Origin of the sequence: Pseudonocardia sp. CA-142604 (genome assembly GCF_050948475.1) — a bacterium.
Taxonomy (GTDB): Bacteria; Actinomycetota; Actinomycetes; order Mycobacteriales; family Pseudonocardiaceae; genus Pseudonocardia; species Pseudonocardia alaniniphila.
Genome location: NZ_CP192045.1, coordinates 1,072,939 through 1,094,634, shown reverse-complemented (window position 1 = coordinate 1,094,634; position 21,696 = coordinate 1,072,939). Strand labels below are relative to the sequence as shown.

General features: G+C 70.9%; 25 protein-coding genes. 4 read left to right on the top strand and 21 right to left on the bottom strand.

The window, feature by feature from the left end; all coding sequences use genetic code 11:
• The first annotated feature begins 141 nt into the window (after positions 1-141).
• Positions 142-1,299, top strand: a complete 1,158-nt coding sequence (gene glgA, locus ACQPZQ_RS05270; RefSeq protein WP_433292582.1) for a glycogen synthase — start codon at positions 142-144, stop codon at positions 1,297-1,299.
• A gap of 11 nt (positions 1,300-1,310) precedes the next feature.
• On the opposite strand, the gene ACQPZQ_RS05265 is transcribed toward glgA, so the two are convergent.
• Positions 1,311-1,880, bottom strand: a complete 570-nt coding sequence (locus ACQPZQ_RS05265; RefSeq protein ID WP_433292580.1) for a CGNR zinc finger domain-containing protein — start codon at positions 1,878-1,880, stop codon at positions 1,311-1,313.
• 74 nt (positions 1,881-1,954) lie between these two features.
• Here ACQPZQ_RS05265 and ACQPZQ_RS05260 point away from each other — a divergent pair, with 74 nt between their 5' ends.
• On the top strand, positions 1,955-2,128 hold the full coding sequence (locus ACQPZQ_RS05260; protein ID WP_241038829.1) for a hypothetical protein: 174 nt from the start codon (positions 1,955-1,957) through the stop codon (positions 2,126-2,128).
• Positions 2,129-2,249: 121 nt separating this feature from the next.
• Here the strand turns inward: ACQPZQ_RS05260 and ACQPZQ_RS05255 are convergent, their stop codons facing one another.
• The 9 genes from ACQPZQ_RS05255 to dapE all read right to left on the bottom strand — a co-directional run bounded on the left by ACQPZQ_RS05255 (position 2,250) and on the right by dapE (position 8,597).
• Positions 2,250-2,417 (bottom strand): DUF3117 domain-containing protein, encoded by a 168-nt coding sequence (locus tag ACQPZQ_RS05255; RefSeq protein WP_084211001.1) that lies wholly within the window; start codon positions 2,415-2,417, stop codon positions 2,250-2,252.
• Positions 2,418-2,560: 143 nt separating this feature from the next.
• Complete coding sequence (locus ACQPZQ_RS05250; RefSeq protein WP_433299033.1) at positions 2,561-3,118, bottom strand: DNA-3-methyladenine glycosylase I; 558 nt, start codon at positions 3,116-3,118, stop codon at positions 2,561-2,563.
• A gap of 1 nt (position 3,119) precedes the next feature.
• Complete coding sequence (locus tag ACQPZQ_RS05245; RefSeq protein ID WP_433292578.1) at positions 3,120-3,602, bottom strand: SRPBCC family protein; 483 nt, start codon at positions 3,600-3,602, stop codon at positions 3,120-3,122.
• Positions 3,603-3,645: 43 nt separating this feature from the next.
• Entirely contained in the window at positions 3,646-3,990 is a 345-nt protein-coding gene (locus tag ACQPZQ_RS05240) for a DivIVA domain-containing protein (RefSeq protein WP_241038827.1), read from the bottom strand.
• A 27-nt stretch (positions 3,991-4,017) separates the two neighbouring features.
• Positions 4,018-4,947, bottom strand: coding sequence for a glucosyl-3-phosphoglycerate synthase (locus ACQPZQ_RS05235; RefSeq protein WP_433292576.1), 930 nt, complete (start codon positions 4,945-4,947; stop codon positions 4,018-4,020).
• Positions 4,948-5,179: 232 nt separating this feature from the next.
• A complete protein-coding gene (folP, locus tag ACQPZQ_RS05230) occupies positions 5,180-6,037 on the bottom strand; it encodes a dihydropteroate synthase (protein ID WP_433292574.1) in 858 nt (285 codons plus the stop codon).
• 1 nt (position 6,038) lies between these two features.
• Positions 6,039-6,701, bottom strand: coding sequence for a TIGR00730 family Rossman fold protein (locus ACQPZQ_RS05225; RefSeq protein ID WP_433292572.1), 663 nt, complete (start codon positions 6,699-6,701; stop codon positions 6,039-6,041).
• Positions 6,698-7,477, bottom strand: a complete 780-nt coding sequence (locus ACQPZQ_RS05220; RefSeq protein ID WP_433292570.1) for a TIGR00730 family Rossman fold protein — start codon at positions 7,475-7,477, stop codon at positions 6,698-6,700. The genes ACQPZQ_RS05225 and ACQPZQ_RS05220 overlap by 4 nt, the downstream gene beginning before the upstream one ends.
• A gap of 55 nt (positions 7,478-7,532) precedes the next feature.
• On the bottom strand, positions 7,533-8,597 hold the full coding sequence (dapE, locus tag ACQPZQ_RS05215) for a succinyl-diaminopimelate desuccinylase (protein ID WP_433299031.1): 1,065 nt from the start codon (positions 8,595-8,597) through the stop codon (positions 7,533-7,535).
• A gap of 70 nt (positions 8,598-8,667) precedes the next feature.
• Between dapE and dapD the strand changes: the two genes are divergently transcribed.
• Positions 8,668-9,627, top strand: a complete 960-nt coding sequence (dapD, locus tag ACQPZQ_RS05210) for a 2,3,4,5-tetrahydropyridine-2,6-dicarboxylate N-succinyltransferase (RefSeq protein ID WP_433292568.1) — start codon at positions 8,668-8,670, stop codon at positions 9,625-9,627.
• A gap of 4 nt (positions 9,628-9,631) precedes the next feature.
• Here the strand turns inward: dapD and ACQPZQ_RS05205 are convergent, their stop codons facing one another.
• Genes ACQPZQ_RS05205 through fdxA form a run of 3 tightly spaced genes read right to left on the bottom strand, consistent with a single transcriptional unit; the run spans position 9,632 to position 12,289 of the window.
• Positions 9,632-10,837, bottom strand: a complete 1,206-nt coding sequence (locus ACQPZQ_RS05205; protein ID WP_433292566.1) for an MFS transporter — start codon at positions 10,835-10,837, stop codon at positions 9,632-9,634.
• On the bottom strand, positions 10,834-11,931 hold the full coding sequence (dapC, locus tag ACQPZQ_RS05200) for a succinyldiaminopimelate transaminase (protein WP_433292564.1): 1,098 nt from the start codon (positions 11,929-11,931) through the stop codon (positions 10,834-10,836). Before dapC ends, ACQPZQ_RS05205 begins: the two co-directional genes overlap by 4 nt.
• 31 nt (positions 11,932-11,962) lie before the next feature.
• Positions 11,963-12,289 (bottom strand): ferredoxin, encoded by a 327-nt coding sequence (fdxA, locus tag ACQPZQ_RS05195; RefSeq protein ID WP_169396823.1) that lies wholly within the window; start codon positions 12,287-12,289, stop codon positions 11,963-11,965.
• Positions 12,290-12,402: 113 nt separating this feature from the next.
• Here fdxA and ACQPZQ_RS05190 point away from each other — a divergent pair, with 113 nt between their 5' ends.
• Entirely contained in the window at positions 12,403-13,368 is a 966-nt protein-coding gene (locus tag ACQPZQ_RS05190; RefSeq protein WP_433292562.1) for a GNAT family N-acetyltransferase, read from the top strand.
• 10 nt (positions 13,369-13,378) lie between these two features.
• On the opposite strand, the gene ACQPZQ_RS05185 is transcribed toward ACQPZQ_RS05190, so the two are convergent.
• From ACQPZQ_RS05185 to ACQPZQ_RS05150, 8 genes are all read right to left on the bottom strand, one after another.
• Positions 13,379-14,128, bottom strand: coding sequence for a hypothetical protein (locus tag ACQPZQ_RS05185; RefSeq protein WP_433292560.1), 750 nt, complete (start codon positions 14,126-14,128; stop codon positions 13,379-13,381).
• Positions 14,121-14,519, bottom strand: coding sequence for a hypothetical protein (locus ACQPZQ_RS05180; RefSeq protein ID WP_433292558.1), 399 nt, complete (start codon positions 14,517-14,519; stop codon positions 14,121-14,123). The genes ACQPZQ_RS05185 and ACQPZQ_RS05180 overlap by 8 nt, the downstream gene beginning before the upstream one ends.
• Positions 14,512-15,420, bottom strand: a complete 909-nt coding sequence (gene mshB, locus ACQPZQ_RS05175; RefSeq protein ID WP_433292556.1) for an N-acetyl-1-D-myo-inositol-2-amino-2-deoxy-alpha-D-glucopyranoside deacetylase — start codon at positions 15,418-15,420, stop codon at positions 14,512-14,514. The genes ACQPZQ_RS05180 and mshB overlap by 8 nt, the downstream gene beginning before the upstream one ends.
• Positions 15,421-15,504: 84 nt before the next feature.
• Complete coding sequence (locus tag ACQPZQ_RS05170) at positions 15,505-16,560, bottom strand: ABC transporter ATP-binding protein (protein ID WP_433292554.1); 1,056 nt, start codon at positions 16,558-16,560, stop codon at positions 15,505-15,507.
• Between the two features lie 85 nt (positions 16,561-16,645).
• Positions 16,646-17,695, bottom strand: coding sequence for an ABC transporter ATP-binding protein (locus tag ACQPZQ_RS05165; RefSeq protein WP_433299029.1), 1,050 nt, complete (start codon positions 17,693-17,695; stop codon positions 16,646-16,648).
• A 65-nt stretch (positions 17,696-17,760) separates the two neighbouring features.
• Complete coding sequence (locus ACQPZQ_RS05160; protein ID WP_433292552.1) at positions 17,761-18,702, bottom strand: ABC transporter permease; 942 nt, start codon at positions 18,700-18,702, stop codon at positions 17,761-17,763.
• Positions 18,695-19,675 carry an ABC transporter permease gene (locus tag ACQPZQ_RS05155; protein WP_433292550.1) on the bottom strand — a complete coding sequence of 327 codons (981 nt, stop codon included), beginning with the start codon at positions 19,673-19,675 and terminating at the stop codon, positions 18,695-18,697. The genes ACQPZQ_RS05160 and ACQPZQ_RS05155 overlap by 8 nt, the downstream gene beginning before the upstream one ends.
• A gap of 139 nt (positions 19,676-19,814) precedes the next feature.
• On the bottom strand, positions 19,815-21,563 hold the full coding sequence (locus ACQPZQ_RS05150) for an ABC transporter family substrate-binding protein (RefSeq protein WP_433292548.1): 1,749 nt from the start codon (positions 21,561-21,563) through the stop codon (positions 19,815-19,817).
• Positions 21,564-21,696: the final 133 nt, after the last annotated feature.

The window sequence follows — 21,696 nt, the reverse complement described above, 5'->3', positions numbered from 1 at the left end:
GCCTGCCGGCAGCATCGTCACGCCGCCGACCCTAGTGCTCTCCCACCGTGGCGGGCCACCGGTGGAAGCGTCGAACGAGCGAACATTCATGCCTCGGATGGACCCATTCCGATTGCCGGTGAATGGCCTAACGTCCCGGGTGTGCGCATTGGCCTGCTCACCCGCGAGTACCCCCCTGACGTCTACGGAGGAGCCGGCGTGCACGTCGAGCACCTCGTGCCGGCGCTGCGCGAGCTCGTCGACGTCGACGTGCACTGCTTCGGCGAGCCGCGCGCCGGCCGGCCGGACACGTACGCGCACGAGGTGCCGACCGTGCTAGCCGGGGCGAACCCCGCCCTACAGACGCTCGGCGTCGACCTGTCGATGGTCGCGGCCCTCTCCGATGTCGACCTCGCCCACTCCCACACCTGGTACGCGAACATGGGCGGGCACCTGGCCAAGGTGCTGCACGGGGTGCCGCACGTGGTCACCGCGCACTCGCTCGAACCGCGCCGGCCGTGGAAGGCCGAGCAGCTCGGGGGCGGGTACCGGCTCTCGTCGTGGGTGGAGCGCACGGCCTACGAGAACGCCGACGCCGTGATCGCGGTGAGCGACGGCATGCGCCGCGACGTGCTCGACTGCTACCCGGCACTGGACCCGGCGCGGGTGCACGTGGTGCACAACGGCATCGACACCGTCTTCTACCACCCCGATCCCGACCGCGACGCCGTCCGCGCGGCCGGCGTGGATCCGGACCGGCCCAGCGTGGTGTTCGTCGGGCGCATCACCCGGCAGAAGGGTCTCGCCCACCTCGTGGCCGCGGCTCACGAGATCGACCGGGACGCCCAGATCGTGCTCTGCGCCGGAGCCCCCGACACGCCGGAGATCGCCGAGGAGATCGAGAAGGCCGTCGCCGAACTGAGCGCGGCACGGTCCGGGGTGGTGTGGGTGCGCCGGATGCTGCCCACCGCCGACGTGCGCCAACTGCTCTCCGCCGCCACGGTGTTCGTCTGCCCGTCGGTGTACGAGCCGCTCGGGATCGTGAACCTGGAGGCGATGGCCTGCGGCACCGCCGTGGTGGCCTCGGACGTCGGAGGTATCCCCGAGGTCGTGGCCGACGGCGAGACAGGCCTGCTCGTGCACTTCGACGAGCACGAGGTCGAGAAGTTCCGTGCCGGCCTCGCCGGGGCGGTGAACACGCTGCTGGCCGAACCGGACCGGGCCGCGGTGATGGGAGCGGCCGGCCGGGCGCGGGCCGAGCGGCAGTTCTCGTGGGAGCAGGCCGCCGCACGCACCGTGGAGATCTACCGGGGGCTGTAGGCCGGCCGACGTCAGCGCGAGCGGCTGCCGGCGGCGCGCGCCCTGGCCCGGTGCGCGGCCACCGCGGAACGGTTGGCACACGTCGGCGAGCAGTAGCGGCGGGCCGCATTGCGGGAGGTGTCGGCGAACACCTTCATGCATCCCTCCGCAGCGCAGCGCCCGTGCCGGTCGATGCCGTACTCGGACACGAGCATCGCCAGGGCGAACGCGGTGCTGGCGCGCAACCGGTCCACGACGTCCGCCTCGGGCGGCGAGTAGTGCAGATGGAAGCCCTGTCCGTCGTGGTTGGACAGGTGCGGCTCGACCCGGACGTCGGCGAGCAGCGCGTTGACCGCCACGGCGGCCTCCTCGACGTCCGACACGTCGAACACCGTGCGCAGCCTGCGTGCCCACGCACGCAGGGCGGGCTCCACCGATGCCGGTGCTCCCCCGGCGAGGTAGCCGTTGGCCACCAGCACCGTCCTCATCCGGTCGGGCGACTCCCCGTCGGCCTCCGGCTCCTCCGCCCCGCTCGCGGAGACCTCGTTGACGAGCTCGACGGCCGCGCCCAGCGCGTCACTGCGGTAACCGATGAAGTTCACTGGCCTATTACACCCCACCCGAATCCGCTGTAACCTCTCAAACAAGGATACCTATTACAGGAGAGGCGGCGCCGATGCGGTGCGAACGCTGTGGATGGCCGGTCGACGAGGCGGTCATCCTGTCCACCCACTCCACGTCTCAGGGGTGGGTGCGCTACCGGCGCTGCGTCTGCGGCACAGTCTCGATCCAGCTCGTCACGCTCGACGGACAGAGCGGCACGCTGGCCGAGGCGGCGGGCCGACGGTAGCGCGCTACATCCAGGGTCGCCGACCCGCACAACGCAAACGGCACCGGCGGACGGGTGCGGGACCGTTCGCCGGTGCCGTTCGTGAGAACCGGGCACCCCCCTCGCGCGGGGCTCGTGCTCGTCAGCCAGAGGCGGCCTTCAGCGCGTCGCCGAGGTCGCTTGCCTCCTCGGCAGACATCTCGACGACCAGGCGGCCGCCACCCTCGAGGGGGACGCGCATCACGATGCCCCGACCCTCCTTGGTCACCTCCAGGGGACCGTCGCCGGTCCGGGGCTTCATCGCCGCCATCTCCTGCTCCCTCCGTCGTCGTTTGCAGGGTGCGCCGCTGCGCCGGGGGAAGCGCGCGGCGGGGATGCTGCGAACATCTTTCCTCATCCGCCGGACAGGGGTGTAACCGGAGCGATCAACTCCCCGATGTGTGCCCGGTGTGGTCACGGGGACGAGGCGCGCCAACACCCTGCGACATGATCGTCGACGAGCCCGGCTGCCTGCATCAGCGCGTAGCACGTGGTGGGCCCGACGAAGCGCATTCTGCGCCGCTTGAGCTCCTTGGCCATCGCCGTGGACTCCGGCGTGGTGGCGGGCACCTCGGCCAGCGTGGCCGGGCGAGTGCGGACGCCCGGATCGGGTGCGAACGACCACAGCAGCTCGTCGAGCGGCCGGTCCAGTTCCAGCACCTGGCGTGCGTTGTGCACAGTGGCCTCGATCTTCGCCCGGTTGCGGACGATGCCGGCGTCGGTCAGGAGCCGGGCGACGTCCGCGTCGCCGAATCGCGCCACCACAGCGGGGTCGAAGTCGGCGAACGCGCGGCGGAACGCGGGCCGTTTGCGCAGGATGACGAGCCAGGACAGCCCGGACTGGAACGCTTCGAGGCTCAGCCGCTCGAACATGGCGCGGACGCCGTGGAGCGGGCAGCCCCACTCGTCGTCGTGGTAGGCGATGTACTCCGGGGCGCTGCCTGCCCAGCCACAGCGCACCCGTTCGTCCAGGTCAGGCACCGGTGCGATACCTCGCCTCGCATAGCCGAGCCATCCGCTGCAGGGAGTGGGCGACACCTGCGCGGAACGCGGGCCGCACGAGCGGCCAGCCCCACCGGCCGAGGGGGCCCAGCGGCAGGTCGAGCAGCTCCGACCACATGACCCTGGATCGGGTGGGTGACAGCTCGATGACCTCGAACACCCCGTCGCCACGCACCACCTTGCCGGTGTGCCGCACGACGCAGCGCCGGGGCCCGTTCCCGGGGGGCTCGGTCCACTCGACGATCTCCATGGTGTCAGTGAACCCGAGGGGTCCGACACCGGTGACCGCGCGCAACCGCGCACCCTGCTCCCGGCCGTCACCTCCGCTGGTGACCTGGACCCTCGTGCCGAGCATCCACTCGCCCTGCGCCTCCCAGTCCGTGACGGCACGCCACACGGCCTCGGCCGGCGCCTCGACGTCGACCGGCACCGTCAGCGCTCTCCGGGAACTCACCGCTCACCCAGACGCTGCATCAACGGTTCGCTCGCAAGCTCGTTCACCGGTCCCCGTCGCGCCACAGCCCGGTGCCGGCCAGCTCCGCCTCCAGCTCGGCGACCCGGGCCAGCAACCCGTCGCGTTCCACCCCGGCGCGATCCAGCTCGTCGGCCAGCCGGTCGAGCACCCAGTCCACCTCGTCCATCCGGTAGCCACGCAGCGCCTGCTGGAACCTCAGCTCGCGGACGTCCTCACCGTCTAGTTCACCGGCCGGCAACCGGGTGGGTGTGGCGCCCGGAGGCAACGGGGCCAGTTCCTCGCCCCGTCCGAACACGACCGCGGCCAGCCCGAAGACGGCCGCAGCCACCGCCGCGACGACCAACAGATAGATGAGCGCGGTCCCCACTCGGGCAATCAGACCACGGAGGCCCGGTCAGCGCACGAGCACCTCGCGCATCGGGGGTCGCTCGGTCAGGCCGACTTCCGTAACGGACGGCAACCATTCGCGGTCCACCTGCAGAAATTGCGTGATCGCCGCGCCCGTGTCGGGCACGCCGCAGCGGGTGAGCGCGGCCGCGAGGATCTGCCGCGCCATCACCCCGAGCTGCAGCAGCGACCGGTTGCGGTGCTTGCGCACACCCAGATTGACCTGCGCCAGCGCATCGAGGCCCGCCGTGGCGTAGGTGTCGAGCAGCAGCCCGATCTCCACGCCGTACCCGGCGGCGAACGGCACCGACTCGAGCAGCTCCCGCGTGCCGGCGTACTCGCCGCCCAGCGGTTGGACGACACCGGCGAGCTCCGGCCGCAGCGCCGCGAGCAGTGGCCGCACGAGAAGCTCGGTGACCCTGCCGCCGCCGCTGTCCACCTCCGTGGTCTCCAGCCGCAGCGGACGCCGGTAGAAACCCTTGACCAGCGCGACGCCGGGCTCGGTGAGCAGCGGGCCGAGGAGCGCCGGGACGAACCCGGCGTCGAAGTCGACCAGGTCGGAGTCGAGGTAGCAGATGATGTCGCCCGTGGTGGCGGCGAGCGAACGCCACAGCACCTCGCCCTTGCCGGGCACGGGCGTCAGGTCCGGGAGCACGTCGGTGCGCAGCACCACCGTGGCCCCGGCCGCCGCCGCTACCTCGGCCGTGCGGTCGGTCGACCCGGAGTCGGCGACGACCAGCTCGTCCACCAGTGGCCTCGGGCCCAGTGTCAGCGGCACGATCGCGGCGACGATCGCCCCGACGGTGGCCTCCTCGTCGAGCGCGGGCAGCACGACGGAGACCCGCCTGCCCGCCTTCGCGGCCACCAGTTCGTCGACGCGCCAGGCCGGTTCCTGCCACGTTCGACGGACGAACCACTCCTCGGTGATGCGGTCCATTGGACCCTCCTGCACGGTCGAAGGGGCAGCCTCGTTGCCATGACGCGGTCGGTGCCGGTCGGACGGCCGGTGCGGACGACGCGGCCGGTCGCGCGGAGCGAGAGCACTTCGAACGAACGGGTTGATACCCCGCGATCGGAGCGGTCATGCCGACGGTAGGTGGCGAAACCGCAACGTCGTGCTACGAACACGTTTCCGGTTGAGGCAGGTTTGCGATCTGCTGGTGGTTGCCCTAGGCGAACGTCCGGGTGACCCGTTCCGGCACGCGATGACCGGTGATCGAGGCGACCATGTCGACGGTGCGCCGCGCCTCCATGACGTTGTGCACCCGAAAGATCTGCGCTCCGTGCCACGCGCAGATGGCCAGCGTGGCAAGCGTGCCTTCCAGGCGCTCGTACTTCGGGAGCCCGAGGGTCTCACCGATGAAGTCCTTGTTCGACGTGGCCACGAGCACCGGCCGGCCCAGCCTCACCAGCTCGTCGAGCCGTCGGGTGAGCTCCAACGAGTGCCACGTGTTCTTGTTGAAGTCGTGGCCCGGGTCGAGGATGATCCCGTCCTCCCGGACACCTGCGGCGCGGGCGCGCTCGGCAAGGTCGACGAGGTAGCTCGTGACATCGCCGACAAGATCGGGGTAACGGACCCGCCGGGCATACGTGCGCGGAGTGAGACCACCCGTATGGGTGCAGACGACCGCCGCGTCGAACTCCGCCACGACGTCCACCAGCTCGGGGTCGTACCCACCCCAGGCGTCGTTGATGAGGTCGGCACCTGCGGGCAGCGCGACACGTGCGACCTCGGCCCGCCAGGTGTCGACGCTGATCACGATGTCGGGATGAGCCGACCGCACGGCTGCGACCAGCATCTCGACACGTGCGATCTCCTGGCCGGGCGTCACGTCCTCGCCCAGGCCGGCCTTGACCCCACCGATGTCGATGATGTCGGCACCCTGCCCGACCATCTCCTCGACGTGGTCGAGAGCGCGTTCGAGCTCGTAGTCGCGCCCGGCGTCGTAGAAGGAGTCGGGGGTGGCGTTCACGATGCCCATGACGAGCCGCGCGGAGCTGTCGACAACCCGTGAGCCGAGGCGCATGTCAGGTCTCCTCAGGCTTCCAACAGGCGTCGAGCGCGGTGGTCACGTCGGTGGCGACCACGAGCCGCGACAGCGCCTCCGGCCGCACGAACCCACGCTCCCCCAGCCCGCGCACCCAGTCCAGGAGTCCCGTGTAGTGGCCGTCCGGATCGAGCAGCACCACGGGCTTGGCATGCATCCGCAGATAGCCCGCTGTCCAGACCTCGAAGAGCTCCTCGCACGTCCCGATCCCGCCGGGCAGGGCCAGGAACGCGTCGGCGTGCGCCTCCATGAGCGCCTTGCGCTCACGCATGGTGTCGACCAGCAGCAGCTCGTCCGAGTCGTGGTCGGCCCACTCGAGCTCCACCAGCGCACGCGGAATGACCCCGGTGGTGCGTGCTCCGCCCGCCCGCGCCGCCGCACCGACCGCGCCCATCATGGCCGATCGCCCACCGCCGGACACCAGCTCCCAGCCGCGCGTGGCGATCTCCCGGCCCACCTCCGCGGCGAGCTCCAGGTAGTACGACGGGATGCCCTCGATCGAAGCGCAGTAGACGCAGACGGCGAACGAACCCCGCTTCCCCAGCCCGCTCGGTGCCGACGTCTCGCCCGCGAGCTCGCTCGGTGCCGACGTCTCGCCCGCAAGCTCACTCGGTGCCGACGTCTCGCTCGCAAGCTCACTCAATGCGCTTCCTCCCAGGCCCGCCACGCCTCCTGAACGATCTTCACGGCGTCGTCGACGTCGTCGGTGACGTGCAGGAGGGACAGGTCCTTCTCACCGACCTTGCCGTTCTCGTGCACGGTGCCCGCGATCCAGTCGTAGAGCCCGCCCCAGTACTCGCTGCCCAGGAGCACCACCGGGAACTTGGTGACCTTCTTCGTCTGCACCAGGGTGAGCGCCTCGAACAGCTCGTCGAGGGTGCCGAAGCCGCCCGGCAGGCAGACGAACGCCTGCGAATACTTGACGAACATCGTCTTGCGGGCGAAGAAGTAGCGGAAGTTGATGCCGACGTCGACCCAGTCGTTGAGCCCCTGTTCGAAGGGGAGCTCGATGCCGAGCCCGACGGAGAGGCCGCCTGCCTCGGAACAGCCCTTGTTCGCGGCCTCCATCGCGCCGGGGCCGCCTCCAGTGATCACCGCGAACCCGGCCTCCGCCAGCGCCGCGCCCAGCTCCTGGCCCTGGGCGTACTCGGGATGGTCGCGAGAGGTGCGGGCGGACCCGAACACGGTGACTGCCCGAGGCAGCTCGGCCAGCATGCCGAAGCCTTCGACGAACTCGGCCTGGATGCGCAGCACCCGCCACGGGTCCGTGTGCACCCAGTCGCTCGGGCCGCGGGAATCCAGCAACCGCTGGTCGGTGGTTGAGCTCTCGTTGCGGTACTCACGTCGCAGTACCACGGGGCCCCGTTGCTTCTGCTCGGGCTGCGTCCTGTCGGAGCTCCCGTTCCCCCTCGCGGTCATGGCAGTCAGAGTAATGAGATCCGTACCGTCCGCGCCCGCGCCCGCCCACCGGCTCTCAGGGAGCCAGGAACCGCCGCAGGACGGCCACGGCGTCGGTGATCTGCCGCGTGTCGACGTGCTCCTCGCGGGTGTGCGCGAGGTTCGGGTCGCCGGGCCCGTAGTTCACCGCGGGGATGCCGAGAGCGGCGAAGCGCGACACGTCGGTCCAGCCGAACTTCGCCGACGGCGTGGCGCCGGTCGCCGCGATGAACTCGGCGGCGGCGGGCTCGGTCAGGCCGGGCAGCGCGCCGGGCGCGAGATCGGTGACCGCCAGCTCGAACCCGTCGAACACCTCGCGCACGTGCGCCTCTGCGGCCGCACCGTCCCGGTCGGGTGCGAACCGGAAGTTCACCGTGACCACGCACTCGTCGGGGACGACGTTCATGGCCACGCCACCGTCGATCCGGACGGCCTGCAGCCCCTCCCGGTAGACGCAGCCGTCGATGTCGACCTCACGGGCGGTGTACGCGTTCAGGCGCTCGAGCACCGCGGCAGCGGCGTGCACCGCGTTACTGCCGTGCCACGACCGTGCCGAATGGGCGCGCCGCCCGCGCGTGGTGATCTCGGCGCGCAGCGTTCCCTGGCAGCCCGCCTCCACGCCCGCGTTGGTCGGCTCGGCCAGGATCGCGAGGTCGGCGCGCAGCCAGTCGCGGTGCTCGCGCTGGATCCGGTTCAGCCCGTTGCGCGCCGCCTCCACCTCCTCGCAGTCGTAGAACACGAGCGTGAGGTCGTGGCGCGGCTCGGTGAGGGTGGCCGCGAGGTGTGCGAGGACCGCGTCCCCGGACTTCATGTCCGTGGTGCCGCAGCCGTAGAGCAGCTCGCCCTCGCGCCTGCTGGGCACGTTGTCGGCGATCGGCACGGTGTCGAGGTGACCGGCGAGCAGCACCCGCCGCTCGCGCCCGAGGTTCGTCCTGGCCAGCACCGCGTCGCCGGAGCGGAGCAGTTCCAGGTGGGGAGCCTGCTTCTGCAACGCCAGCTCGACGGCGTCGGCCAGCATGGCCTCGTCGCCGGAGACGCTCGGCACGTCGACCAGCGCGGCGCACAGGTCGATGGGATCGGAGGTGAGGTCCAGCACGGGGATCGTCACGAACGGCGACGCTACCTCCAGAGCCGTCGGGCGGCCCGCGGTCACCGCCCCGTGCCGGATACCGTTGGCCGCTGTGAGCACCGCACCGCGCCGGGAGGGCGCCTCCGGCACCGGCCTCGCCACCGTCACCGTGCCCACCGACGGCACCGAGGGCGTCGTCCTCGACACCTGGTTCCCCGCGCCGGCACTCGGCGGGCAGGCACCGGACGTCGCCGCCGACCTCGAGCACCTCGTCGGCACCGACGAGGCACGCGGGGTACGCACCGTCGTGGTCCGCACGGCCATCGAGTCGCTCGCCGACCCGCCCGCCGACCCGCACGACGTGTACCTGCGGCTGCACCTGCTCAGCCACCGCATCGTCGCACCCCGCGAGGCGAACCTCGACGGGGTCTTCGGGCTGCTCGCCAACGTCGTGTGGACCGACCAGGGTCCGTGCGCGGTGCCGGGCTTCGAGCTCACCCGCGCCCGCCTCCGCGCCCGTGGGCCGGTCACCGTGCTCGGCGTGGACAAGTTCCCCCGGATGGTCGACTACGTGATTCCCACGGGCGTCCGGATCGCCGACGCCGACCGGGTGCGGCTGGGAGCGCACCTGGCCGAGGGCACCACCGTCATGCACGAGGGCTTCGTCAACTACAACGCGGGCACGCTCGGTGCGTCGATGGTCGAGGGGCGGATCTCGGCAGGCGTCGTCGTCGGTGACGGCTCCGACGTCGGTGGCGGCGCGTCGATCATGGGCACCCTTTCCGGGGGCGGCAAGGCGGTGGTGTCGGTGGGCAAGCGGTGCCTGCTCGGGGCCAACGCCGGGATCGGCATCTCGCTGGGTGACGACTGCGTGGTCGAAGCCGGTCTGTACGTCACGGCGGGCACCAAGGTGGTCCTCCCGTCCGGGGAGACGGCCGCCGCCCGCACCCTGTCCGGGCAGGACGGGATGCTGCTGCGCCGCAACTCGTTGACCGGCGCCGTCGAGGTGCTGGCCCGCACCGGTGAGGGGATCGCACTCAATACCGCCCTGCACCACAACTGACTGGTCAGGCGGCCGGCCGGTCGCCGATCCGCCAGATCGCCCAGGCCTGGAGCGCGGCTGCTGCCAGCAGCACCGCGATCGCGGCGGGGAAGCCCTTCGTGAGGTCGATCAGCACTCCCATCAGCAACGGGCCGAGGCCCGCGCTGATGTACCCGACGCCGAGCGCGAGCCCGCTGGTGGCCGCGTTCGCCGCACCGTCGGGTGTGCGCCAGGCCATCACGGTGAGGCCGAGCGGGAATCCGGCCCCGACGCCGATGCCCAACAGCACCGCCCACATCCACGGGACGCCGGTGCCCGGCATCGGAAGCAGCATCACGCCGAGCGTGCCGACCGCGACGCAGCCGAGCGTCAGCCCGGCCCAGAACCGCCAGCGCCGGTGCCGCTCCGCGAGGATCGGGGCGATGAGGGCGGCCGGGATCTGCGCGACACTCCAGACCGCGAGCAGCAGGCCTGCGCGTTCCGCGCTCCAGCCGTGCGACTCGTAGTACGGCGGCAACCAGGTGATCCAGCCGTAGAACAGCAGCGATGTACCGGCCTGGTAGCAGGCTGCGATGCGGGCGAACCCGTGGCGCCACGGCAGCGGATGGCGTACGGCGGTCCGGTCGGGCGCGCCCACGCGCCGCGCCACCGGCACCCAGATCACCACGGCGAGCGCAGCGGGCACGGCCCACACCGCGAGCGAGAACGACCAGCCCCCCAGCGCCGCGGCCAGCGGCACGGCCAAGGCGCTCGCGATCGTGGCGCCGATCGCCATCGAGACCACGTAGCCGCCGGTGACGGCGCCTGCCCGCTCCGCGAGGTGTTCCTTGACGACACCGGCGAGCAGCACGCCGGCAAGCCCGATACCGAGCCCGACGAGCAGGCTCCCCGCGATCAGCGAGGCCAGCGCCGGAACGCCGCGCACGACGCTGCCCAGCGCGAGGATCGCGACGGAGGCGCCCAGAGCACGTTCCCGGCCGAACCTGGCGCCCAGCGCGGAGCCGGCGAAGGAGCCGACGGCCATCATCAACACGGCGGAGGCCTGCACGAACCCGGCGACACCCGCGGACGTCCCGAGGTCCTCGCGAACGGTCTCCAGGAGCGGTGGGTAGCCCGCCAGGGCCGCACGGAGGTTCGCCGCGAGGGCGAGCAACCCGAGCAGCACGACGACCGGCCGGACTGTTCCCGCTCCTGCCCGGCTGGACGACGTTGTCCCGGAGCCGGTGGTCACGCCGCTGGTAACCGCTCCGCCGCCGCCGCGATCCGCTCGTCGGACGCGGTGAGGGCGACCCGAACGTGCTGGGTTCCCGCCGGCCCGTAGAACTCGCCTGGCGCCACCAGGACACCCTGCTTCGCCAGCCTGTGCACCGTCAACCGGGAGTCCTCCCCCGCGGTGGCCCACAGGTACAACCCGGCCTCGGAGTGGTCCACGCGCATGCCGGCGGCCTCCACCGCGGCCCGCAGCGTGGCCCGGCGCCGGACGTAGATCTCGGCCTGCGCCGTGACGTGCGCGTCGTCGGACGTCGCGGCGGCCAACGCCGCCTGCACCGGCCGCGGGACCATCATGCCGATGTGCTTGCGCAGCTCCAGCAGGCTCGCGACCAGCGCTGGGTCACCCGTCACGAACGAGGCGCGGTAACCGGCCATGTTCGAGGTCTTCGACATGGAGTGCAGGGCCAGCAGGCCCTCGTGGGAGCCGCCGCAGACGTCGGGATGCAACACCGACACCGCACCCTGTTCGGCGGGCGCGAGCGAGAGGTAGCACTCGTCGGACGCCACCACGGCTCCGCGCTCGCGGGCCCACTCCACGACCTTGCGCATGTGCTCGGCCGGCAGCACCCGCCCCGTCGGGTTGGAGGGGGAGTTCAGCCAGATCAGGGCAACCCGCTGCGGTCCCAGCGCGATGGTGGAGTCCGAGCGGACGAAGTCGGCACCGGCCAGCCGGGCACCGACCTCGTAGGTCGGGTAGGCCAGCTCCGGGATCACGACCGTGTCGCCTGCACCGGCGCCCAGCATCGTCGGCAGCCACGCGACGGTCTCCTTGAGACCGATCGTGGGCACGACCGCGACCGGATCGACCGTGACGCCGAACCGCCGGGCCATGGCGCCCGCGATCGCCTCACGCAGTGAGTCGGGTCCGTGGGTGGTCGGATAGCCGGGGACGTCCGCAGCCGGACCGGTGAGCGCTGCCCGCACCACGTCCGGAACCGGGTCGACGGGAGTGCCCACCGACAGATCCACGATCCCACCGGGGTGGGACTTGGCGAGCTTGGTGTCATCGGCGAGCGAATCCCAGGGAAAGTCCGGGAGGTCGATCTTCACCATGCTGCAGCGGCTGTCACGGGTTCGAGTCTCCTCACTCGTCGTGCTGCTGCGGCGGCAGGCTCAGCGCGGGCTCGACGTCGCGCTCGACCTTGCCGATCTTCGACGCACCGCCGGGCGAGCCCAGCTCGTCGAAGAAGTCGACATTCGCCTTCGTGTACGCGCTCCACTGCTCGGGGACGTCGTCCTCGTAGTAGATCGCTTCAACGGGGCAGACCGGCTCGCACGCTCCGCAGTCGACACACTCGTCAGGGTGGATGTAGAGCATCCGGCCGCCCTCGTAGATGCAGTCCACCGGACACTCCTCGATGCACGCCTTGTCCAGTAGGTCGACGCAGGGCTCGGCGATCACGTAGGTCACGGGTGGTCCTCCACTCGGGCGTTCAGATGGGTTCCAGTATGTCCCGGCTGCCGTTTCGAGCGGGAGTCGGGGGAGTGTGACGAGGCTCGTACCGATAGCGGGATCCTGGACAGATGGCGCTGGTGGAGATAGCGAGCGAGCTCGTCGGCCAGCGGGTGGCGCTGCGGTACCGGATCGGTGACCGCGACGGACGGCCGCTCTACACCGACGCCGTCGGCGAGCTCCGTACGGACGGCCCGGGCGCGGTGCTGGTGGAGACCCGGCGCGGCCCCGTCCGCGTCGACCGCGCCGCCGTGGTCGCCGTGCGCGCCGTGCCGCCCGCGCCACCACGACGGGCTCCGCTTGCTGCGGTGACACGGCTCGAGGCGCTCTGCGCGGACGCCTGGCCCGCGGTGGTGGACCGGCCGCTCGGTGCCTGGCGCCTCCGCGCCGCGGACGGCTTCACCGGCCGGGCAAACGCCGGACTCGCGATCGGGGACCCGGGGATGCCCGTCCCTGCGGCGCTCGACGCCGTGCGCGCTTTCGCCCGCGAGCACGGGATCCGGGCGCGTGTGCAGGTCCCGGTGGGCTCGCCGTGGGACAAGGCGGTGGCGGCCGAGGGCTGGGAGCTCGACGTTGCACACGAGAGGGGCGCTGAGGTCGCGGTGCTGGTGGCGCCGCTGCAGGGCATCCGCGACCCGCGTGTGGAGCTGCCCGAGCGTCCCTCCGACGGGTGGTGGCGGCTGGCGCTCGGCGCTCTCCCGACGGCTGCGCAGCGGCACGTCCTGGATCCGGGCGGCGATCCTCGCACCGCGTTCGGCCAGATCACCGGCCCGGACGGGACGGTCATCGGGTCGGTGCGCGCGACCGTGGTGGAGGACCACCTGCACGTGTCCGTGCTGGAGGTGGCCCCGGCGGCACGGCGGCAAGGGCTCGCGACGGTGTTGTTGGCCTCGGCTGCGGGGTGGGGCCGCGAGCACGGCGCGCGGTGGGGAGTGCTGCAGGTGGCGCTGCACAACACGGGGGCGGTGGCGCTCTACGACCGGCTCGGCTACGTGGAGCATCACCAGTACCGCTACCTCGTGCCCCCGGCAGGCTGAGGCCGCCCGGTCACCTGCTCTGCAGGCGCTTCTCGGCCTCACGCGCCGCCCGCTTGAGCCCCGACCACTCGCCGAGGTACTTCCCCACCGCTCCGACCACCGGCAGCATCCCGAGGCCCTCGTGCAGGAAGTTCCCGTGCGGGCGCTTGTCCAACTCGTCCTCCACGGCGAGCAGGGCGCGCCCGAGCCGCCACACCGCGTTCGCCACGCGCCTCACCGTGGGCGGTCGCCCCGGTTCGTCGAGATCGCCGGTCAGCTCGGCGGCACGCGCGTCGGCAGCGATGTCATCCGCCTTGCTCGGCGGCCGCACGGCCAGCTCGCGCTGGAACATCACCACGCCCAGCAGCTTCACGAGCTCTTCCTCGTCGTGGACGCCGTGCTCACCCGCGATCGCAACGAGCAGCAGCCCCTGCCCCGCGGCGCCGAGCACCTTCGACACCGGCAGCCGGCTCAGCCACGCGCCGCCCAGCCCGGGCACCGCGGCGACCAGGGTGGTGAAGCGGCCGACGCGGTGCACCCACCAGCGCGAACGGGCCGGGACGCCCATCGCAGCCCATGCCGCGGTGCCGGGCACCTCGACGGCGGCCACCATGTCGAGCAGCTTCTCCCCCAGGCCGCGCTCGCCGTTGTCGGAGGACAGCACGCGCGCGCGCAGATCGAACGGGTCGGACTCGCGCAGGCCGGTGAGCACCGGACGGGTCGCGCGCACGAACGGCCGGAGCACCGCGACGATCGCCGAGTCGGGGATCGCCTCAGCCACCGTTCCTCCCGTGCTCCGAGTTGAGCACGCTCCGCAGGGCCCACAGCCCCGCCCCGATACCACCGATGACCAGCAGGAGCGACTGCCACGTGGCGGGCAGCATCACGTCACCTCCCGGCCCGGTGAGACCGAGCACCGCGACGGCGACCACCCACGCCAGCAGCGGCGCCCCCGCCCGTGACGGCCGTGGGTCGACCTCGGCGGCGCGGAACACGAGCCACGGCACGATCAGCACCGAGAGCACCACGCCCACCGGCACCGGCACACCACCTGCGTAGAGCGGCGTGAGCACCAACCCCAACGCGCCCAGCAACACGCCGTCGAGGACGAGCAGCCCGAGCACAGCACCGTCGGACGTCGTGGGCGGCTCGGGCTTCACGGGCTCACTCATCGCCGTCGCCGGACCCATCGCCCTCACCGGCATCGTCGAAGAGATCCTCGATCAGATCCCCCGCGGGCCCACCGGCGTCGTCGGCCGCCACGTACTCCTCCACGTCGAGCAGCGGCTGGGCAACGAGGTTGCTCATGGCGAGCGCGACGATGTCACCGCTCTCCCAGAGCGCGATCTGGGTGGCATGCGCCCGCATCGCCGCGATTCGTGCCAGGCGCTGCCCACTGACGTCGACGCGCGCGCTGATCGCCTTGTCGGGCACGCTGGGCAGCTCGTCGGGCACCGGCAGGCGGAACGGGAGTCCGGCACCCGAGGCGAGTGCGGCCAGCCCGGCGTCGAGTGTGGAGCGGGCGATCACGCTGAAGTACAGCTTGGCCGGCACGCGCGCCACCGCGGCCACGGTGATCTCGTGGGCGCGGACGTGGTCGGGATGGCCGTAGCCGCCGTCGGCCGCGTACGTCACCACCACCTGGGGGCGCACCTCGTTCAGCACGGCGACCAGCGCGTCCACTTGTTCTGCGAACGACTCCGGCCGCGCGAACGCCCGCGGATGCAGGTGCTCCGGTGTGGCGGCACGGACGCCGTGGCCTGCGAGTGCCATGCCCGAGTCGCGCCAGCGCCCCACACCGCCGAGGAACCGGTGGTCCCGCACGCCCAGTGCGGCGCAGGCGCCGGCGAGCTCACCGATCCGGTAGCCGCCGAGCTGGTCGGACTCGTCGGGGGCGAGCAGTGCGAGCTCCGGCGGGATCACCTCGCCCTGCTCGCCGAGAGTGCAGGTCACCACGGTGACCGAGGTGTCCGCCTCGGCCGCGTAGCGCGCGATCGTGCCGCCGGTGGCAAGCGTCTCGTCATCCGGGTGGGCGTGCACCAGCAGCAGCCGGCGCCGGGGAACGAGCGTCACGAGCGCACTCTACGGGCGGCCCCGGCGGTGCGCTGATCACGCCGCCCGCCGGGCCCCGTCGCCGGTCGAACGCTCGCTCCCACGTCAGATCAGGCTCTTGCGCTCCGCGTAGTGGCACGCAGCCGGGTGGCCCTGGCCGCGGTCCACCAACTGCGGGATCTCGTCCACACACCGGCTGCGCTCGGCGTCGCTCAGCTCGGCGGCGAACTTCGGGCAGCGCGTGCGGAACCGGCACCCGCTGGGCGGGTCGGCCGGGCTGGGCACGTCGCCGACCACCGTGATCCGCTCCCTGGCCCGCTGCTTGCGCGGGTCGGGCAGCGGGATCGCCGAGATGAGCGCCTGGGTGTAGGGGTGTGCAGGGCCCTCGAACAGCTCGCTCGCCGTGCCCGTCTCCACGATCCGCCCCAGGTACATGACGGCGATCCGGTTGGCGATGTGGCGCACCACCGACAGGTCGTGCGAGACGAACAGGTAGGACAGGCCCAGCTCGGCCTGAAGCTCGTCGAGCAGGTTGAGCACGCCCGCCTGGATCGAGACGTCGAGGGCGGACACCGGCTCGTCGAGCACGAGCACCTTGGGTCGCAGGGCGAGCGCTCGGGCCACCCCGATCCGCTGGCGCTGTCCGCCGGAGAACTCGTGCGGGAACCGGTTGCCGTGCTCGGGCTTGAGCCCGACCGTGCGCAACAGGTCCTGCACGGCGGTGCGTCCGCCCCGGTCGTACCGGTCGTGGATGCGCAGCGGCTCGGCCACGATCTCGTTCACCGGCATCCGCGGATCGAGCGACGCGTAGGGGTCCTGGAACACGATCTGCAGGTCCTGGCGCAGCGCGCGCATCTTCTTCGGCGGCAGCGCGGTGAGGTTGGTGCCGTCGTAGAGCACCTCACCCGAGGTGGCCTCGATGAGATTCAGGACCATCCGCGCCGTGGTCGACTTGCCGCAGCCCGACTCGCCGACCAGCCCGAGCGTCTCGCCACGGCCGAGGTCGAACGACACGTCGCACACGGCGTGCACCGTGCCGACCTGGCGCCGGATGAGACCCGTCGAACGGATCGGGAAGTGCTTGACCAGGTTGCGGGCCGACAGGATCGGCTCGGAACCGGCGGCTGACGAACCGCCGTGGTCTATCGCCGGCGCGCTCATCGCTCGCCCTCGCTGCGCGCGGCCGGCCCACAGAGAGACGTCACTGTGCGCAGACGCTGTGTCGATGATTCGCTCGCAAGCTCGCTCATCCCTGCCCCTCGTCCTCGCTCACGAAGTGCGCGAGCGCCTCCGTGTCGACCACCTCGGTCTCGAACACGTCGCCCGGGCTCGCGCCGACGAGCGCGTCGGAGCGGTGGCAGGCGGCGAGGTGACCAGGCCCCGTGGTGATCTCCAGGTTCGGCTCGACCTCGTCGCAGATGGCCACGGCCAGCGGGCAGCGCGGGGTGAACGGGCACCCCGGCGGCATGTTCACCACGGACGGCGGCGAACCCTCGATCGGGGTGAGCCGCTCGCTGGGCCGGTCGAGCCGCGGCAGGCTGCCCAGCAGCCCGAACGTGTAGGGCATCCGCGGGGTGTAGAACACGTCCTCCGCCGTGCCGACCTCCACCAGCTTGCCCGCGTACATCACCATCACGCGGTCGGCCTGGCCTGCGATGACACCGAGATCGTGCGTGATCAGCACCATCGCGGCGCTGGTCTCCTGCTGCGCGAGCTGCAGGGCGTCCATGATCTGCGCCTGCACCGTGACGTCGAGCGCGGTGGTTGGCTCGTCGGCGATGATCACGTCGGGGTCGTTGGCCATCGCGATCGCGATCACCACGCGCTGGCGCATGCCGCCCGACATCTCGTGCGGGTAGTTCTCCAGGCGCTGGCGCGGGTTCGGGATGCGCACCGTGTCGAGCAGCTCGGCGGCCCGGTCCAGGGCGGCTGCCTTGCTGACGTCGTGATGCGCGCGGACGGCCTCGGCGATCTGGTAGCCCACCGAGTACACCGGGTTCAGCGACGTCATGGGGTCCTGGAAGATCATCGCCACGCTGCGCCCGCGCACCGCGTTCAGCTCCGACTCCGGCGCGCCCAGCAGCTCCTTGCCTCGGAAGCGCACCGAACCCGACACCTGCGCGTTGCCCGGCAGCAGGCCCATCACCGCGAGCGAGGTGACCGACTTGCCGGAGCCGGACTCCCCGACGATCCCGAGTACCTCTCCGGCGCGCAGCCCGTAGCTGACTCCGCGCACCGCCTGCACCAGCCCGTCGTCGCTCGGGAAGCCGACGGTGAGGTCGCTGACCTCCAGCACGAGCTCGTGTGCGGCACCGTTTCGCCGAGTGGTCGCGGTGGTCGAGACGGCGAGGGGGTCCTCCGTCACTGGCGCACCTTCCTCTGCTGCGGGTCGAGCGCGTCGCGCAGACCGTCACCGATGAAGTTGATGGTGAGAGCGATCAGGATGATGAACAGCCCGGGGAAGTAGAAGAGCCACGGCCGGGTGGTGAGCGCCGTCTGCGCCTGGCTGACGAGCAGGCCGAGCGACGTGTCGGGGGTCTGCACGCCGAAACCCAGGTAGGACAGCGCCGTCTCCAGGAGGATGGCGAGCGCGACGAGAATCGTCAGGTTGACCAGAATCGCGCCGAGCGCATTGGGCACGAGGTGACGCACGATGATGCGGGTGTTCGTGGCACCGAGCGCTCGGGCGGCCTCGATGTACTCCTTCTCCCGCAGCGACAGCACCACGCCGCGGGAGACGCGCGAGACGTACGGGGCGTAGAGCACCGCGATGACCAGCGCGATGAGGTACCAGGTGCCACCAAAGTTGTGCGCGAGCATCGCCGCCACCGCGATCAGCGGCAGGGTCAGGATGAGGTCGGCGAGGCGCATGAGCAAGGAGTCGGTGCGGCCGCCGAAGTAGCCGGCGAGCGAACCCCAGATGGTGCCGACCACCGTGGCGAACACGGCGACGGACACCGCCACCTGCAGGGAGATCCGGGTACCGCGCAGAACCTCCGCGAACTGGTCCTTGCCCACGGCGTCGGTGCCGAACGGGTGGTCGAGCGACGGGGGCTGGGAGTTGTCCGGGGTGATGTCACCCGCCTGGTAGTGCCAGAGCCACCCGCCCACGTACGCGAGCAGCACCAGGAACACCAGGACGACGAGGCTGATCATCGCTGCCCGGTGCTGCAGGAACCGCCGCAGCACCAGCTGCGCCTGGCTGCGCTCGGCCACGGTGAACTCGCGCTCGGCCGCACGCTCCCGGCCGGGGCCGGGCGCCGGCACGGGCGGGGTCTCGGGCGTCGGGGCTACCTCACGCATAGCGGATCCTGGGGTCGAGTACGCCGTAGAGCAGGTCGGCTATCAGATTGAACAACACGACGATGACTCCCGTGAGGAGCAGCCACGACGAGGCGGCATAGACGTCCTCGGTGCGGATGGCGTTCAGCAGGAAGTCGCCCATGCCCTTCCACTGGAAGACGGTTTCCGTGACGACCGCGCCACCGATGATCGATGCGATGTCGAGCGCGGTGACGGTGGTCAGCGGGATGAGCGCCGTGCGCAGAGCGTGCTTGACCATGACCGTGCGGCGGGAGAGCCCCTTCGACCGGGCCAGCCGCACGTAGTCGCTGTTCATCACCTCGAGCATCGAGGCGCGCGTGAACCGGCTCCAGGACGCGTAGGAGATCAGGGCGAGCGCGATGGTGGGCAGCACCATGTGCCCGAGCACGTCGACGATCTTCGCGCCGGTGCCCGCCGGTGGTGGGATCGACGTGGCGCCGATCGTGTAGATCACCTGCGCGTCGACGGCCTTGTTGAACTCGATCCCGCCCTGCTTGAGCAGGATGGCGAGCCAGAACGACGGCATGGCGAGGAACAGGAAGCCCAGGAACGTGGTGGTGTAGTCGGTGGCCGTGTACTGCTTCACGGCGCTCAGCACACCCACGACCACAGCGAGGATCAGCGCGATCACCATCGCGAGCGCGATCAGCCGGATCGTCACCCAGAACCGGGTGCCGAGCTCGGCACCGATGTTCTGAGTGGAGATGACCGACGGGCCGAAGTCTCCGTGGAGCAGACCGCCCAACCAGGAGAAGTAGCGAGGGATCAGCGGCTGGTCGAGGTGCAGCCGCGCCGTCTCAGCAGCGATGACGTTGGGGGGCGCCGGTGGGTTCTTCTCCAGCAGCGGCGCCAGTGGGTTGCCGGAGCTGACGCCCAGCGCGAACACGATGAACGAGGCGAGCAGCAGGATCGGGATCGATATGAGGATCCTGCGCACGGCGAAAGCGAGCATGGAGGTCGTCCTGCTTCTTCCGGGCGGGAGGGCGGCCGGTGGGCGGCTGCAGGTGAGCACCGCCCTTGTTGACTAGTCAAGGGTACGACCCGGCGGGGTGCCCGTGACGGCCGACCGTCACGGGCACCCCGCGGGCAGGTCAACTGGAGGCCTTGATGCCCCACTCCGAGGTGTTGTAGCTGATGCCGTCGAGCGAGGAGTTGTTGCGGACGTTGCCGATGTTGTTCTGCACCGCGGCCAGCGTCGGCTTCTGGTACAGCGGCAGGACGTACGCGTCCGCGGACAGCATCTCGTCGGCCTGGTTGAGCTTGGCCGTGGCGTCGGCCGCGTCAGTGGACGAGGCCGCCTCGTTGATCAGCTGATCCATCGCGGGGTTCTGGTACTTGCCGTAGTTGCTGCCCGAGTTCGACAGCCACAGCTGCTGTGCACCGCCGAAGGCGTACGGCGACTGGATCCAGCCGAACACGATCACGTCGTAGTCGCCCGACGAGGTGGTGTCACCCAGCGAGTCGGTGGTGGAGATCTCGATGTTGACACCCAGCTGCTTGGCGTAGCCGGCGAAGAGCTCGCACTCGTTCTGCCGCACGGCGTTGCCCGTCGTGTAGCGCATGCGCAGCGCCGGGACAGCCTGGCCGTCCGGCGCGACCAGCGCGGTGCCGACGCCCGTGTAGCCCGCGTCGGTGAGGATCTTCTTGGCCGCCTCGATGTCACCGCTGCCCTGGCCGGTCGCGGTGATGTTGTCCTGGTAGCCCTCCTGCTGCGGGATGAACATGTGGTTGTTCAGGGGCTTGATGTCCTTGTTGAACTGCCCCACCGTCTTGTCGATGATCTCCTGACGGTTCACCGCGGTGAACAGCGCCTGTCGCAGAGCCTTGTCGGCCAGGAACTTGTTCTGCAGGTTGAAGTCGTAGTGCTCCCAGGTGAGGCCCTGGTTCTGGAACTGCGAGACGTTCGGGATCTGCTGCAGCTGCGACACCAGGTCGACCTGCGGCTGCGGGAACAGCACCTGGACCTCGTTGTTCTGCAGGGCGATCGGCTCCTGCGTCGCGTCGGTGATGACGCGGAAGATCAGCTGGTCGAGCTTCGGCTTGGTGGCGCCGTACCACTTCGGGTTGGGCACCAGCGTCAGCGCGACGTTGTTCTCCCAGCTCTGCACCTGGAACGGGCCACCGGTCCAGTTCGGCGTGGTGGAGCCGAAGTAGGTGAACGCGGCCGCCTGCCCCGCAGGCGTGTTGAGGTCGCCCTGCTGCGCACCGATGTGGGCGGGGTAGAGCGGGTTGCTCGAGCCGAAGAGGCTCTGCCAGTCGGTGTAGGGCTTGCTGAATGTCGCCGTGACCGTCTTGCCGCCGTCCGAGCCGACGACACTGGTGACGAGGTCGTATCCGCCGTTGCCCGCGGTCTCGCAGTCGGGGCAGTCGCGGCCGTTCTGCCACTTCCAGTTCATCACGAAGTCGTCGGCCGAGATCGGCGTCCCGTCGTTCCAGACGGCCTCGGGCTTGATCTTGTACGTGACGGTGAACGGGTTGTCGCTCGTGACCTCCGCCGACGTGAGCAGGTCACTGTTCAGCGTCGACTTGAGTTCGGGCGAGGTGTAGAAGGCGTACGGAAGGAGCGGCTTGGTCATCATCGCCGTCCAGTCGACGTTGCCCTCAGACGAGATGACGTTCCAGTTGTCGATGTTCTTCTCAGCCGCGACGGTGACCGTCCCGCCCTGCTGCAGCTGGTCGGCCGGCGCCGAGTTGCAGGTGTTCGGGCTGGTTGCGCAGTCGGCGTAGACCCCGCCCTCCGAAGCGTCCTCACTCCCCCCGCCACCGCCACCGCACGCGGCGAGCACCAGCGCCGCCGCCGCGACCACCGCGGCAAGGGACGCAGCCCTCGTTCTGCTCATCGATTCCTGACCTCTCATCTACGGGACCGTCCTGGTCGGACGCTCGCATGCGCCAGGCGACTGACCCGGGTCATGTCGTCGAACCGGGCGTACCGACCCAGGGCACGGTAGGAACCGAGGTCTCACCCGTACA

Coding starts and splice junctions, on each gene's coding strand:
- ACQPZQ_RS05190 (WP_433292562.1), top strand. CDS start 12,403: ATGGCGCTGGTGGAGATAGCGAGCGAGCTCGTCGGCCAGCGGGTGGCG.
- folP (WP_433292574.1), bottom strand. CDS start 6,037: ATGCGCCTCGGCTCACGGGTTGTCGACAGCTCCGCGCGGCTCGTCATG.
- ACQPZQ_RS05155 (WP_433292550.1), bottom strand. CDS start 19,675: ATGCTCGCTTTCGCCGTGCGCAGGATCCTCATATCGATCCCGATCCTG.
- ACQPZQ_RS05235 (WP_433292576.1), bottom strand. CDS start 4,947: ATGGACCGCATCACCGAGGAGTGGTTCGTCCGTCGAACGTGGCAGGAA.
- ACQPZQ_RS05255 (WP_084211001.1), bottom strand. CDS start 2,417: ATGGCGGCGATGAAGCCCCGGACCGGCGACGGTCCCCTGGAGGTGACC.
- ACQPZQ_RS05180 (WP_433292558.1), bottom strand. CDS start 14,519: ATGAGTGAGCCCGTGAAGCCCGAGCCGCCCACGACGTCCGACGGTGCT.
- ACQPZQ_RS05170 (WP_433292554.1), bottom strand. CDS start 16,560: ATGAGCGCGCCGGCGATAGACCACGGCGGTTCGTCAGCCGCCGGTTCC.
- ACQPZQ_RS05150 (WP_433292548.1), bottom strand. CDS start 21,563: ATGAGCAGAACGAGGGCTGCGTCCCTTGCCGCGGTGGTCGCGGCGGCG.
- ACQPZQ_RS05220 (WP_433292570.1), bottom strand. CDS start 7,477: ATGACCGCGAGGGGGAACGGGAGCTCCGACAGGACGCAGCCCGAGCAG.
- dapC (WP_433292564.1), bottom strand. CDS start 11,931: ATGGTGAAGATCGACCTCCCGGACTTTCCCTGGGATTCGCTCGCCGAT.
- ACQPZQ_RS05160 (WP_433292552.1), bottom strand. CDS start 18,702: ATGCGTGAGGTAGCCCCGACGCCCGAGACCCCGCCCGTGCCGGCGCCC.
- ACQPZQ_RS05260 (WP_241038829.1), top strand. CDS start 1,955: ATGCGGTGCGAACGCTGTGGATGGCCGGTCGACGAGGCGGTCATCCTG.